The sequence below is a fragment of the Zunongwangia profunda SM-A87 genome (genome assembly GCF_000023465.1).
GTDB classification, from domain to species: domain Bacteria; phylum Bacteroidota; class Bacteroidia; order Flavobacteriales; family Flavobacteriaceae; genus Zunongwangia; species Zunongwangia profunda.
The window spans coordinates 3,274,608-3,288,968 of sequence record NC_014041.1; the positions used below are offsets into that span (position 1 = coordinate 3,274,608).

The 14,361-nt window shown below is 37.6% G+C and carries 11 protein-coding genes; 1 reads left to right on the forward strand and 10 read right to left on the reverse strand.

Annotated elements, in window-relative coordinates; genetic code table 11:
* Positions 1-16: 16 nt before the first annotated feature.
* From xylE to ZPR_RS14340, 6 genes are all read right to left on the reverse strand, one after another.
* Entirely contained in the window at positions 17-1,633 is a 1,617-nt protein-coding gene (gene xylE / locus ZPR_RS14315; protein WP_013072440.1) for a D-xylose transporter XylE, read from the reverse strand.
* Between the two features lie 126 nt (positions 1,634-1,759).
* Positions 1,760-3,133, reverse strand: coding sequence for a glucuronyl esterase domain-containing protein (locus tag ZPR_RS14320; RefSeq protein ID WP_013072441.1), 1,374 nt, complete (start codon positions 3,131-3,133; stop codon positions 1,760-1,762).
* A 128-nt stretch (positions 3,134-3,261) separates the two neighbouring features.
* Positions 3,262-4,533, reverse strand: a complete 1,272-nt coding sequence (locus tag ZPR_RS14325) for an SGNH/GDSL hydrolase family protein (protein ID WP_013072442.1) — start codon at positions 4,531-4,533, stop codon at positions 3,262-3,264.
* Positions 4,534-4,571: 38 nt separating this feature from the next.
* The gene (locus tag ZPR_RS14330) at positions 4,572-5,609 is read right to left on the reverse strand and encodes an aldose epimerase family protein (RefSeq protein WP_013072443.1); all 1,038 of its coding nucleotides are present in this window, start codon (positions 5,607-5,609) and stop codon (positions 4,572-4,574) included.
* A gap of 183 nt (positions 5,610-5,792) precedes the next feature.
* Positions 5,793-7,712 carry a sialate O-acetylesterase gene (locus ZPR_RS14335; protein ID WP_013072445.1) on the reverse strand — a complete coding sequence of 640 codons (1,920 nt, stop codon included), beginning with the start codon at positions 7,710-7,712 and terminating at the stop codon, positions 5,793-5,795.
* Positions 7,713-7,715: 3 nt separating this feature from the next.
* Positions 7,716-8,831 (reverse strand): glycoside hydrolase family 43 protein, encoded by a 1,116-nt coding sequence (locus tag ZPR_RS14340; RefSeq protein WP_013072446.1) that lies wholly within the window; start codon positions 8,829-8,831, stop codon positions 7,716-7,718.
* Between the two features lie 231 nt (positions 8,832-9,062).
* On the opposite strand from ZPR_RS14340, the gene ZPR_RS14345 reads away from it, so the two are divergent.
* Complete coding sequence (locus ZPR_RS14345) at positions 9,063-10,163, forward strand: LacI family DNA-binding transcriptional regulator (RefSeq protein WP_233421305.1); 1,101 nt, start codon at positions 9,063-9,065, stop codon at positions 10,161-10,163.
* Positions 10,164-10,204: 41 nt separating this feature from the next.
* On the opposite strand, the gene ZPR_RS14350 is transcribed toward ZPR_RS14345, so the two are convergent.
* From ZPR_RS14350 to uxaC, 4 genes are read right to left on the reverse strand one after another with little or no spacing between them, the layout of a single operon-like run.
* Positions 10,205-11,491, reverse strand: coding sequence for a TRAP transporter large permease (locus ZPR_RS14350; RefSeq protein WP_013072448.1), 1,287 nt, complete (start codon positions 11,489-11,491; stop codon positions 10,205-10,207).
* A gap of 2 nt (positions 11,492-11,493) precedes the next feature.
* Positions 11,494-11,952 (reverse strand): TRAP transporter small permease, encoded by a 459-nt coding sequence (locus tag ZPR_RS14355; RefSeq protein WP_013072449.1) that lies wholly within the window; start codon positions 11,950-11,952, stop codon positions 11,494-11,496.
* Positions 11,949-12,929 carry a TRAP transporter substrate-binding protein gene (locus tag ZPR_RS14360; RefSeq protein ID WP_013072450.1) on the reverse strand — a complete coding sequence of 327 codons (981 nt, stop codon included), beginning with the start codon at positions 12,927-12,929 and terminating at the stop codon, positions 11,949-11,951. The genes ZPR_RS14355 and ZPR_RS14360 overlap by 4 nt, the downstream gene beginning before the upstream one ends.
* Before the next feature lie 30 nt (positions 12,930-12,959).
* Positions 12,960-14,357, reverse strand: coding sequence for a glucuronate isomerase (uxaC, locus tag ZPR_RS14365; protein WP_013072451.1), 1,398 nt, complete (start codon positions 14,355-14,357; stop codon positions 12,960-12,962).
* Between the last annotated feature and the right edge of the window lie 4 nt (positions 14,358-14,361).

Here is a 14,361-nt window from a genome sequence, read left to right on the forward strand (position 1 = left end):
TTGTGGATTGAAACTTTTATTCGTCTTCTTTTTTCAGCCAGAGTTGTTCCATATCTTCTAGTGACCGGCCTTTGGTTTCTGGTACAAACTTCCAAACAAATACTGCAGAGATTACCGCAAAAGCACCATACACCCAATAAGAAAATCCATGATTAAAGTTTTCTACTAAAAATGGATTATTGTTCATTATTGGGAACGTCCAGGAAATAACAAGATTCGCCAACCACTGTACCGCAACCGCAACCGCCATCACTCCTTTAATCGAATTTGGGAAAATTTCTGAAAGTAATACCCAGGTTACCGGTCCCCAGGAAACCGCAAAAGCAGCAATGTAAACCAACATAAGTATTAGGGACGTAAAGCCTACGGTACCGGCAAATAAAGAAAAACCTAAACCTATCATGCTTATTCCCATCACCACACTACCTATCAGCAATAACTTTTTACGTCCAAAATTATCTACCGTCATAATAGCAATTACCGTAAAAATCATATTTATAGCTCCTACAATTATAGTTTGCAACATCGATGCATTGGTATCTACACCCATTCCTTTAAAAATCTCTGGAGCGTAATACAAAACCACGTTTATTCCTACAAATTGCTGAAAAACCGAAAGTAATAAACCAACAATAATTACCGGCCATCCATAAAATAACCAGTGTGCTTTCTTGGTTTTAAATGAGTTTTTAATCTCAATAAGAATACGATCTGAAGAAGCTTTCACATTCAATTTATCCAAAATCGACTTGGCTTTATCTTCATTTCCTTTCATAACTTCAAAACGCGGGGTTTTCGGCATAAAAAGTAAAAGCACAAAAAACAGAAAAGCAGGAATTACCTCAGATAAAAACATATAACGCCACCCCAGATCTGTAATCCACTCTTCGCTTTGTCCCTGTACGATAAAATAGTTTACAAAATATACCACCAACATACCGGTAACAATGGCGAGCTGATTACAGGAAACCATTTTTCCCCTGATATTCGCAGGAGCCATTTCAGCAATATAAAGTGGTGCCAACATACTGGCGATCCCAACACCCATTCCGCCAATAATCCTATATATGATAAATGAGGAAAGGGTCTGAATCCCAAAAATATTAAAAGCCTCAGGATATCCAGATCCTAAAGCCGATAGTAAAAACAGAACAGCCGAAATCACCAAGCCGTTTCTACGCCCAACAGAATTCGCTATAAAATCGCCGAAAGAAGCTCCTAAAATACAGCCCACTAATGCGCTGCTAGTCATAAAACCTAATATCGAATTTCTTAGATTCTCGGTTAAGACATCGGGAAGATCTAAAAAGTATATTTTAAATAACGGAATCGAAATAAGAAGAAAAATAATAATGATAGCGATGGATGTCTTTTTTTTAAAAAACTTAAACAGAAAGTAAAAAAATAAGACTAAAATTCCCATAGAAGTAATGCTAATAATACTCTTAAATTCGATAATAGCGCTAGAAGCTAAAACGTTATCGCTATCGAGCGGATTAATGAAATAAGTATTCATGGCCCCTACCGCACCAGAAATCACTGCGGTATCATACCCAAATAACAAACCTCCAAGACTTGCTACAAGTGTGATTAGGATAATAAGTTTATTGTTGAAAGAGTTATTGTTTTTCATTCTACTAATAGTTATTTAGACTACAAGTATAATCTAAATTTATATATTTTTCAATAAATAAGCTTCTTTTTTATCAGTTAATAATTTTAACTGCCGCAATTCATTCAGAGCGTCAAAAATTCATGTTTAAAATTGCCAATATTTGCTTGCCCATGCAATCCATGTACTCCAATTTGGGCCGGTACTATGGCCGCCTGCATGCTGTCTAAAGGCAATTTCTCCATCTACTAGAGCGGTACCCATTTTTGGAAATCCTGAAGTTTCAAGTCCTTTTTTCCCTAACAGTTCATACACCGGTGTGGCGTAAACACTAGACAAAAACATTCCTTTGGCGTCTACCCACTGTCCTTCGATAAGATGTGAACCAGCACTTATAAATACTGGTCTTGGTGCACAAAGAGCAATTAATTGATGGGCATCTACAGGTAAATCTTGGGTTTCCATTACCGAGGCATATTTTATAAAATTTCCGCAAAACCAATGATACTCACCTGGGCTTGCAAGATTTTCTACTTGTTCTCCAAAATTTCTACGTAGCAACGAAATTCCTCCCGCCCCGGCCGAACCAAAGAAACCAAGAGAAATTCTTTGGTCGAAAGCCATACTAACTATGGCAGCTTTACCATATCTGGATACGCCTTCTACTGCAATTCGGTTTTCATCTATTTTTGGGTTCGTTTCAAAATAATCGATGGCTCGACTTGCGCCCCACGCCCAGGCTCTTAAAACTCCCCATTCATCGGGTTTTCTTTGCTTACCATGATTTACCAATCCTATGATTCCGGAAGTCAGCCCTGCACCATTATCAGCCTGAATACTACTAGGCACTAATATAGCATACCCCATATTTTGCGATAATAATTGCTGTTTCCATTTAGGCTCATAGGAAGAAAAGAAGTAGCTGTCTGGTTCATCATTAGCCCTCATGAAAGGAGATTTTATAAACCCGAATTCCATAGCTAATGGCACTGCTTTTTTTGCGCTTTTAGGTATCCCAACTAACAGCTCGATTTTCACCTCAACTGCCGGATAGGCAGAATTATCCACAAGCCCTTCTAAAAGAAGCTCGCTTACCGGATAAGAGTTTATAAGAGTATCTTTTTTAGAAACAATATTCCATTTTACATCTGGAATATGATCGGGTAAATGACCATAGATTGAAGTTTCAAAATCTTCAACAATTTCGGGTCTTCGGATTTCCCACCATTCCCTGGAAGTATTTATTTGTTTACCTTCATTGCTAACTAATACTTCAGGTAAAACATAAGATCTTACTTTACTTTCATCAAAATTGGCAGCATTTGGATCAGTTGGATCTCCAGAAGGCCCCTGTCTATTTTTAGCAGTGATTCCTAACTGATGTTTCATCTGCATAAAATGCTGATAGTTTAGTTTATGAATACTATCCTGAGAAGATTTTCCATCCTGAGCTTCCGCACAAAGACTTAACAGAAAAATACTAAGTATAAAAATATCGGATACTGACCTTAGTTTGCTCATAAGCTTATGAATACTAGATAGAAAAACAGCCTAAAACTGCTTTCTTTATATTTTCTAATTCCTTTGTTAAACCAATTAGGAGCACTCATTATTCCATTTAAATTATAAGAATTGGTCGAGTTCTGGTTTTATTTTTTAAACAAAGACAAATCAACAGCCTCCCCCATCACCTCATATCCTTTTTCGTTGGGATGCAAATAATCACCAGATTGTAAATTCTTAGCTATTACATTGGGTTCTTCTGGGCTTTCCAAAACTTTAGCAAAATCGATCACAGCATCAAATGCTCCGCTATTTCTAATCCAGTTATTTACTTTTTGCCGGGCCTGTTCTCTAAAGTCTTTATAATAGAAAGATTTTTGAATGGGAGTAATGGTACCACCGTAAACCTTTATATTTTGAGCATGTGCTTTTTTAATCATCGTTTTATAGGCTTCAATTAATTTATTCGCTACTTTAAAGGCAGCGGTACTATCTGGTGTTGCACCAAGATCATTTACACCTTCCAGAATGATCAAATACTTTATTGAACTTTGATTTAAAATATCACGATCAAATCGGTTTAATCCTGTGGGTCCCAAACCACCTCGCAACACAGCATTTCCACCAATTCCCATATTAAGCACTCCTATATTTTTTGTTCTGGAATGCTGAATTAACCTTTCGGCTAAAATATCCGGCCAGCGATTTTGTTTATTGATGCCTGACCCACGGCCATCGGTGATCGAATTTCCCAAAATTGCAACGGCTGAAGCCTCTTTTCCGGCCATAACATCAAGTGTATTTATTATATACCAGTGGTCTGTAGTTATCGCATTCTCAAAAGCATTTTCTTTAATATTCTCGTTTCCTTCGACTAAATAGGAAGTTGTTCTAGAACCGGGGTGCCCCGTAATTTTTTCTGCAGTTTTGCCGAATTTTATAGTAATCGCTAATCTGTCGCTTGCCTCAAATTCAAAGGCCAGTGCATCCGAGAATACGGCTTCTCCGGCAGGCATAGTTACTTCAGGGCTTCCATTAAATTTCAATGTTTTTACCGTTGAAGTTTTAACCAAGGGCTGCTCTGTCACTATAGCAATCTCTACAGATATCATTTCCACCGGGAGATCACTAAACGCATTAGAAAATTTTAAGCGAATGCTTTTCCCTCCCAGAGACGGCCTAATAATTTGCCGCAAAGTATTACCAGTTAATCCCGGTGCCGGCGGAACGTTTCTTGGCTCTACCAATTGTGGAGCCGTACTCCAACTCCCAACCCACTTTTGTTGATTTTTAGAATCGTTTTGAACGATAGAGGAGGAAGTTCCACAAGACGCTAAAAGCATTAGAAAAAGTACAAAAATCACATTACGCTTTCCTATAAAACCTTTTACGAATCTATATTTTAAATGTCTTGACATTCTAAAATCTTATTTGTTAAAGCTGAATTTGATATTCCCTATTTATCTTCCCTTGCTTTTACTGAAAATTGATACACTGTTGTTGAAGAAAACTCTTCTCCTGCCTTTATAACCACTGAGGGAAAAGCGGGTTGATTTGGTGAATCGGGGAAATGCTGTGTTTCAAAACAAAACCCGGAACGTTTTTCATAATTCCCTGGCTCATTGGGAATTTTCAAGCTTCCATCTAAAGAATTACCGGTGTAAAACTGCATTCCCGGCTCGGTTGTAAATACCTCTAAAAACCGACCGCTCCCCTCATCATAAGCGGTGGCAGCTAAAGTCAAATCGGAATGATCTCTATTTAAAACGAAACAATGATCATAACCTCCGGCTGTATTTAACTGGTCATCATTTACATCGATAGCTAAGCCTATTCTTTTTGGAATCCTAAAATCAAAAACACCATCTTTTACAGGTCTAATTTCCCCTGTTGGTATGTTTCCTGAAGTTGGCAAAAAAGCATCGGCATTAATGAACACCTCATGATCAGTGATTTTCTTGTTAAAATCTGCTGTTAGATTAAAATAAGAATGCTGAGTGAGATTAATCACCGTTTCTTGATCTGAAACTGCATAATAATCAATCTTTAACTCATTCGCATTGGTAAGTTCGTAATACACTTTCACTTTTAAATTCCCGGGGAATCCCATTTCCAAATGCGGACTATCATAGGTTAAAAGCACTTTAGTATCACTTAGTTTTTTTACAGTCCAAAAAACGGCATCAAAACCTCCAATACCGCCATGCAGACAATTTGTCCCTTCATTATTATTAATCCTGAATGATTGCCCATTCAATTTAAAGCAGGCATTTGCTATTCGGTTAGCATATCTCCCGATTAAAGCACCGATAAATGGATTGGATTTTAGATAATCTTTTGTATTTAAATGTAAAACCACATTCTCAAAATTTCCATTTCGGTCGGGAACTTCAAGATTGGTAATTCGTCCTCCATAATTAATTAAATGAAGCTTTAATCCATTTGCATTTTTAAGGAGATAAGTCTCAGTTTTAAATTCCGTATTAATACTCATTGCTATTTTTTAACAGGTAGCCCAGGCTTTATTTTTAAGATAAAACACAGGTTCATAAAATTTACCGTAACTATCTTCGGGGCACGCCCACGAAGCATTTAATTTAAACAAGAAATTTTTAAAACGAGACATCCCGATAACTATCTGGATCAAAGCATTTGATATCGATTATCGAGGAAAATTTTATCTGTTTTGTTTCCATTGGTCTGTTCTAAATGGTGATGCCGGAAGGTCTTCTTTATTATATAAGTTCGCATTCTCCGGGTTATCGGCCCACGCGTATCTTACCGCCACGGGATGCTTTACCTGCGGGCTATAAACTATGACCTTGTCTCCTTCAATTTTCGCTTTAGCCCAAACAAATTGCTTATCGTTTCCGGCTATGGCAAAACCTTTTAATTCTTGATTATTTTTTATTTTTAATCCGCTGCCTACAGCATCAAAATGTAGGATAATTGAATCATTTTTTATTTCTGAGGAAGTGTAAATGGGGCCAGAAGGCACTACTGAAGCATCTCCATAAGCCAGGTGTTTTGCTGCAGTGGCCAGGCGGTCACTTACCGTTTTTTTATCTAAAGGATGGATATCATTCCATTCCCCAACATCAATAGTTACTGCCATACCGGTCTTGGGTACATTTAGGGCTGCCTTTTGAGCTTCACGAAGTCTCGCCCAATTCGTGTCTGTCGGATTTTCTCTACTTTCCATAAAATTAGCCAGCTGAACAAAAAGAAAAGGGAAATTTGAAGCCTCCTGATGCCAGTTTTCTCGCCAGCTCTCAATCATCTTTGGAAATAATTCACTGTATTTTTCAGGTTCACTGGTGTTTGACTCTCCCTGGTACCAAATGGCTCCTTTAATAGAATATTTAAGCAAAGGATGGATCATCGCATTGTAAAGACCTGTTGGTTTCCAGCGATAAAAAGTTTGTGGTTGCAAAGCTTCTGTCGCTTTCCCCACTTTATATTTCCAGGCTCCTTTAAGGTCAATGCGTTTTTCTGGAAAATTAAACTCATAAGGTTTATCTGTTACAAATCCGCCCCGTCCCCTTTCACTAATTAGTTTTACCGTGATAGTATTTTCACCTTCGCGAAGAATATTTTCAGGAATTTGATACCTTCTTGGCGGGTATTGATAGGTGGTGTTCCCTACAAAAGTTCCGTTTACAAAAACCGAATCTGCATCTACGATCCTCCCCATTAAAAGTTCTGCTGGTTTTCCCGAAAATTCACTTTTTAAATCAAATTTCTTACGAAACCAAACCACTCCGTTTATCGGTTGTTTCAGTAAACCTGGTAATTCAAATTCTTCCCAGTCGCTATCATCAAAATTAGCAGTTTTCCAACCTGATTTTAAACCAGCATCTTCAGCAGTAACAGTGGTGTACCAGTTGCGAATCCGGTTTTGATCTAACTGCTCCAGACTATCAATTACGCCTTCTGGTTTTAGTTTTTCGACTTCAGCAATTGCTTCAGGGAAATTTTTAAGGGCCTTTTCACTCATCCATGCTTCTACCGGTGAGCCACCAAGGCTAGCATCGATTAAACCAATTGGTATTTGATATTCTTCATAAAGATTTTTAGCAAAAAAATAAGGAATTGCCGCAAAACCTTCAATGGTATTTTGGTTTACCGAAATCCAGTTTCCGCCAGAAAAATCGTCTAACTTCTTCGTTAGATTATATTCTTTGGGTACCTGAAAATATCGAATTTCTGCATTATCAGCCGATTTTATTTCTTCAGGATATTTAGGTGCTACACGAGACATTGGTAACTCCATATTCGACTGGCCAGAACATAACCAAACATCACCTACATAAATTGAATCAAGCTGAATGCTGTTTTTTCCGGAAATTAGCATGGTATAAGGCCCACCAATGTTTGGATTTTCCAGCAAAATCTCCCATTTCCCATTTTTGGTACTGGTATTATAGTTTCTTTGCTGAAAACTGACTTCGATATCTTCCCCTTCTGAAGCCCAGCCCCAAATGCGTACATTACTATTACGCTGTAAAACCATCCCATCGCTTACCAGTTTTGGCAAGCGAACCTGGGCAAACAGCGTATTAGCAAATAAAAAAATAAAAATGTAAAAAAAACGCATTGTTTAATTGATTGAATCCTGAACTGCAGCGTTTATAGTTTGGATTGAGCCATCTTCATTAAAAGTAAGTTCGGTCATTTTCACGCTTCTTAAATATGTTTTTCCTTTGGAAAGTGAACTATCATGGAAAAATAAATACCATTTTCCATTAAACTTAACGATAGAATGATGATTAGTCCAACCTAAAACCGGTTCTAATATCACGCCCTGATAAGTAAACGGACCATAAGGACTATCTGAAGTTGCGTATACAATTTTATGGGTATCGCCAGTCGAATAAGATAAATAATAAGTATCATCCATCTTATGCACCCATGCTGCCTCAAAAAATCGACGATCGTTATCCCCGGTAAGAAGATCATTACCCTCTTTGTCTAAAATTCGTATCCTTTTAGGTTCTTCGCTAAATGAGGCCATATCATCAGCCAATTTTGCAATTCTTGGCTCAATAGCCTTTATGCTATCTGCAGGATATTTGTCTTCATCAGCAAAACTTCCGGTTTCCCAACGTTGCAATTGGCCACCCCAAATTCCTCCAAAATACATATAATATTCACCATTGGTATCTTCAAAGACTGCAGGATCTATACTAAAAGATCCTTTAATATAATCGGGCATCGGTTTAAAAGGGCCTTCTGGCTGATCGGCTACCGCAACCCCTATTCTAAAAATATCATTCTTGTCTTTTGCAGGGAAATAAAGGTAATATTTCCCGTCTTTCTCTGCCGCATCGGGCGCCCACATTTGCCGTGCTGCCCATGCTACATCATCTACGTCTAAAACTACTCCGTGATCTGTAACTTCTCCACCTGCACTATCCATAGAATACACATGGTAATCTCTCATATTAAAGTGATTTCCAAGGTCATCTTCAGGCACTCCAGAATCAAAATCGTGACTAGGGTAAATATAGATTTTATCGTTAAATACATGAGCAGAAGGATCTGCGGTAAAATCTTTGGTTACGAGGGGCTCGGTTTCTACTTTTCGAACCTGATTAGTTTGATCTGTTTGTGGAACTTCAGACTTTTCTTCTACTTTCTCGTTTTCCGCATTATTTTTACAGGATGTCAAAATTAAAGTGGCTAAAATTGTAGAATACAAAGAGAGCTTATTCATTTTCAGTTAAGTTTTTAAATTACGATTATAAATATATAAAAATTAACTCAATCGTATTCGTAAATTAAAAATAGCATAAAGTTTTGATTTAAAATGTTTTACACTTTAAACGAAATAAAAATTTTTGCTTAACATTATAAACAAAAAGCAATCGGTTGCGTAAACCATAGAAAAGACTAAATTTGTTAAATCGTTTAAGCTCTAAAGTAGAGCAAAATTCGTATTTTGCTAATGATGTTGAAAACATCACTAAGCAAAGCATACACCACACCATTAGCTGAAAGAACTAAAATAATGAGCAAAAAGAAAAATAAAGTCGTTACCATTTACGACATTGCCAATCAGTTGAATTATTCTCCCAGCACCATTTCCAGAGCGCTTAAGAATCATAAGAGTATAGGAAAAGATACTACAAAGCAAATACAGGAGACGGCTAAAAAACTTGGATACCGACCTAATTCTTTAGCTGCAAGCCTTAGAAATAACAGGAGTAACAATATTGGTATCCTGATTGCGAGAATTAATCGCCCCTTTATTTCCTCATTAATTAGCGGTGTAGAAAACTCAGCCCGGGCCGCAGGATATAATGTTCTTATTAGCCAATCTGATGATAACTATAAAAATGAAGTAGCCAATGCAAAGGCGCTTTACGATAGTCGCGTTTGCGGAATTGTAGCCTCTCTTAGTATGGAAACTAAAAATGTTGATCATTTCAAGCAATTTATTGAACAGGATATTCCGGTTGTTTTTGTAGACCGTGTACCTTCAGATCTTAATAGCTATCGGGTTATTATCGATAATTATTCGGCTGCCTATAAAGCTACCGAGCATTTAATCCAGCAAGGATGTAAAAGAATCGCACATTTTGCGGGAGCACAACATCTTAATGTTTATAAATTAAGAAAAAATGGCTATATCGATGCATTAAAAGCTCACGATATCGCTCCAGATAAAGACTTACTGATTTATATGAATACCTTGAGTTTTGAAGAAGGTAAAGAGGCGACTTCTAAACTCCTAAACATGAAAAATCCACCAGATGGTATTTTTTCTTCTAATGATACCGCGGCAGTAAGTGCTATCATGCAGGCAAAAGAAAAAGGCGTTAAAATCCCTGATGAACTAGCGGTTATAGGATTTAACGATGATCCTTTAGCTTCTATAGTAGAACCTGCCCTTTCTACAATTTCCCATCCCGCAATGAAGATGGGTGAATTATCTACCAAACGTATTTTAGAACATGCCGATAAAGAAATGGAAAAAGGAGTTTCTGAAATTACCATTCTGGACACCGAAGTCATAATAAGAGCTTCCAGCCAACGCATAAAATAAGTGTATCCTATAACAATATAAAAAGGCTTCCCGAAAAGAGCTTAAAGGCCAAATAATTCAGGTAACCACAAGCTTAACTTCGGGAATAAAATAACCAGCATTAAAGAAATTAGCATTCCTACAAAAAGCGGCATCAAAGGCTTGATCACTTTTTTGATACTGGTATTGGCCACTCCTACTCCTATAAACAAAACCGACCCTACCGGTGGTGTACATAAACCAATGCATAAATTTAATACCATGATTACCCCAAAATGAACTGGATCTATTCCTAAAGCTGTTACTACGGGTAGAAAAATAGGAGTAAATATAAGCACAGCGGGGGTCATATCCATAAAAATCCCTATCACCAGTAGAATCAAATTAATCATAATCATCACGACAATGGGGTTATCACTGTACCCTAATAATGCTGAGGTTACCTGCTCTGGAATATCTGCATAAGACATTACCCAGGACATGGCTATACTCAAAGCAATAAGGATCATGACCAACGCAATGGTTTCAGCTGATTTTATCAGAATTCCTTTTAATTTATCTAAACTTAGCTCTTTATAAATCAAACCAAGAATTAAGCAATATACTACTGCTACCGATGAGGCTTCTGTTGCCGTAAAAATACCACCAACTATTCCGCCAATAATCACTAATAATAACATCAAACTTGGTAAGGCATCCAAAAAACTTTTTAACACCTCACTGACCGAAGCTCGTTTAGCCGTAGGAAAACCTTTTCGTTTTGCCCAAATTAAGGCAATGATCATCAAGATCAAACCCGTTAAAATCCCAGGAATATAACCTGCTAAGAATAATGCGCCTATACTCACCCCTCCGCTGGCTAAAGAATAGATTATAAAAATATTACTGGGTGGAATCAATAATCCCGTGGTTGCAGAGGTTACATTTACGGCCACACCATATTCTTTGGTATATCCTTCTTCTTCCATTTTCGAACTCATAAAACTTCCGATTGCCGCCGCAGCTGCACCGGCTGAACCGGCAATAGCGCCAAACAGCATAGCTGCCACAATATTAACATGGGCCAAACCGCCAGGTAAACTACCAACTAGTGACTTTGCGAAAACAATAAGACGCCTGGCAATCCCACCGCTATTCATTAAGTGCCCTGCCAAAATGAAAAACGGAATGGCTAATAATGAAAAGCTATCCAGCCCGGTAACCATACGCTGAGCTATAGTTGCCACTGCTGGTAAAGAATCGATACTAAACAGCAGGGTGATTAAAGAAGCAATACCTATACTCCAGGCAACCGGGACTCTTATCCCAACTAGAATAATAAAACTAATAGCAAGTATAAATATTTCCATCCTTATCGTTTTAAATCTTTAATTAGAAAACTTATCCGGTAAAAAAGTATACAGAAGCCTGTTATTGGCAAAATAAGGTAGATATACCCCATGGGAATTTCTAAAGCTGCTGAAGTTTGCCAAAGTTTAAAAGAAACATAAATATATCTAAAGCCACCTACTATAAAAATCGCGAACACAAATAAAACAATAAGCAAACTAACGATCAGGTCCATAAGCCTACCGTATTTTTTAATCATCTTCTCTGGCCATAAATCGATAACAATATGCCCTTTTTTCCCCGAAACATATGCCGCTCCTAACATGCTCACCCAAATAAGCAGAAACCGGGCAAGCTCTTCCGTCCAGGAACTTGGGCTATCCATTATATAACGCGCACCTACTCCCCATAATACCGTAATAAGCATTATGCTTAGTAAAACAACAATGATCCAGCCCAGATAAAAATCAAGTTTCTTCATGGTTGTATCGCTTTTATTTTCTGGATTAAATCGTATAAATCGGGATCTTCAGATTGCAGATCGGTAATAATCTGCTTACTTTCTTTTTTGAATACTTCAATATCCGGTCGAGTAACTTTCACTCCTGCCTGTGTGACAGCTTCAAGCGATTCTTTTTCGGCCGTTTCCCACAATTTGCGCTGTTCTATCGCTGCTTCCTGAGCACTGATGCTTAGCACTTCTTTTTCTTCTTCTGATAATTCTGAATAAATAATAGAACTCATGACCAAAATATCTGGCAACGAACTATGCTCATCTAAGCATAGATTCTTACAGATTTCATAATGCTTAGAAGAATAGAAGCTGGGCAGATTATTTTCGGCAGCATCCACCACGCCCTGCTGTAAAGACGTATACAGTTCTCCCCAGGAAACCGGTGTTGGTGAACCTCCCAGTGCACTAACCAGCTTAATGGCCGTTGGGCTCTGCATCACCCTCACCTTTAATCCTTTTAAGTCTGAAGGTTCCCTGATTGGAGTATCTTTAGTATAAAAGCTACGGCTACCGGCATCAAAATAAGTTAATCCATGTAACCAGTATTTTTCTCCATCAGCCAAGAGATCTTTCCCTAAATCACTATCATATAAAGCGTAGCGTTGTTCTTTCGATTCAAATAGATAAGGATACCCAAAAACCTTGAGTTTTGGTGAAAAATTTTCCATTACTGCTGAGGAAACTTTGGTCATGGCCAAACTTCCCAGTTGCAGTAATTCTAAACATTCCCGCTCTGATCCTAACTGACTGCTGGGATATATCTTTATTTTCATTTTACCGTCAGAATGAAAAGCCACTCTTTCGGCAAAATATTGCATTGCTTTGTGCACAGGATGATTATTACTGAGACTATGGGCAAGTTTTAATTCTTTTACTGAAGAATCTACATTACATCCAAATAGTAATAATAATCCGAAAACAAAAAACAATCTTTTAATCATCATTGTAATGATTTCGCTTTATAACTTTCATCTCTAAAACTTAAAATAATCCTTGGCATTGACATAACAAATATTGGCAATGGTACTTCCTACCAAATCCATATCCTGGGGTAATTCACCCGAAGCCATTTCTTTTCCGAAGAGGTTACACAACACCCTTCTAAAATATTCGTGCCTTGGGAACGAAAGAAAGCTTCTGGAATCGGTTAACATCCCAATAAAACAGCTAATTAAACCCATATTGGAAAGCGCATTCATTTGCTTTTCCATTCCGTCTTTCTGGTCCAAAAACCACCAACCCGAGCCCCATTGTACTTTGCCTTTTACGCTGCCATCGTTAAAGTTACCAATCATGGTGGCAAATACTTCATTATCGGCAGGATTCAGGTTATATAAAATAGTTTTGGTCAGTTTATCTTTTCCATCTAAGGTATTCAAAAATCGGGACAATTTTTCGGCCTGACTATAATCGCCTATCGAATCCCAACCGGTATCGGGCCCTAATTGCGCTAACATTCGTTTGTTGTTATTCCGAAGCGCACCTAAATGGAATTGTTGCACCCATCCAAATTGATGGTAGGTTTCACTTAAAAACAGTAAAATCGCAGTTTTAAATTTTTCAGCATCTGTGGCTGAAACCTCTTTTCCGGAAAGCTTGTTTTTAAAAATCGCATTGATTTCAGCTTCAGTAAATTCAGCAAAAGACATTGCGTTTAATCCGTGATCACACAATTTACAGCCATTTTCATCAAAATACTCGATACGCTTCTGTAACGCATCTTTTAAATCTTGAAAACTCTGAATATCAACCTCAGCAACTTTTCCTAATTCTTGTAGATAATCGGTGTAGCCTTCTGCATCAATCAAGATGGATTTATCGGGACGAAAAGCGGTACTTACTTTAATGCCAATATTTTGTTGCTTGATGCTTTGGTGATGTTTTAAATCGTCTGTAGGATCTTCAGTAGTACAAAGCGTTTCCACATTCATCTGCTTTAACAATCCTCTACACGAATTTTCTTGTTGCTGCAATTGTGCATTTACGTTTTTATAAATGGTAGAAGCATTGTTTTCATTCAGCAATTCATCAATCCCGAAATAACGTTTTAATTCTAAATGCGTCCAATGATACAATGGATTGCGAAGCGTGTGCGGAACGGTTTTCCCCCAGGCTTCAAATTTTTCTTGATCACTGGCATCACCGGTAATGTATTTTTCATTGACCCCCAAGGTTCGCATCGCACGCCATTTGTAATGATCGCCATTAAGCCAAACACGAGAAATATTTTCGAATTGTGTATCGGCCTCAATTTGCGCGGGAGGTAGGTGGTTATGATAATCGATAATCGGTTGGTTTTTGGCATACTGATGGTATAATTCTTCAGCATATTTATTTTCCAACAAAAAATTATCTGTTATAAAGGTTTTCATATTC

Coding starts and splice junctions, on each gene's coding strand:
- ZPR_RS14340 (WP_013072446.1), bottom strand. CDS start 8,831: ATGAATAAGCTCTCTTTGTATTCTACAATTTTAGCCACTTTAATTTTG.
- ZPR_RS14325 (WP_013072442.1), bottom strand. CDS start 4,533: ATGTCAAGACATTTAAAATATAGATTCGTAAAAGGTTTTATAGGAAAG.
- xylE (WP_013072440.1), bottom strand. CDS start 1,633: ATGAAAAACAATAACTCTTTCAACAATAAACTTATTATCCTAATCACA.
- ZPR_RS14345 (WP_233421305.1), top strand. CDS start 9,063: ATGATGTTGAAAACATCACTAAGCAAAGCATACACCACACCATTAGCT.
- uxaC (WP_013072451.1), bottom strand. CDS start 14,357: ATGAAAACCTTTATAACAGATAATTTTTTGTTGGAAAATAAATATGCT.
- ZPR_RS14355 (WP_013072449.1), bottom strand. CDS start 11,952: ATGAAGAAACTTGATTTTTATCTGGGCTGGATCATTGTTGTTTTACTA.
- ZPR_RS14350 (WP_013072448.1), bottom strand. CDS start 11,491: ATGGAAATATTTATACTTGCTATTAGTTTTATTATTCTAGTTGGGATA.
- ZPR_RS14320 (WP_013072441.1), bottom strand. CDS start 3,133: ATGAGCAAACTAAGGTCAGTATCCGATATTTTTATACTTAGTATTTTT.
- ZPR_RS14330 (WP_013072443.1), bottom strand. CDS start 5,609: ATGAGTATTAATACGGAATTTAAAACTGAGACTTATCTCCTTAAAAAT.
- ZPR_RS14360 (WP_013072450.1), bottom strand. CDS start 12,929: ATGATGATTAAAAGATTGTTTTTTGTTTTCGGATTATTATTACTATTT.
- ZPR_RS14335 (WP_013072445.1), bottom strand. CDS start 7,712: ATGCGTTTTTTTTACATTTTTATTTTTTTATTTGCTAATACGCTGTTT.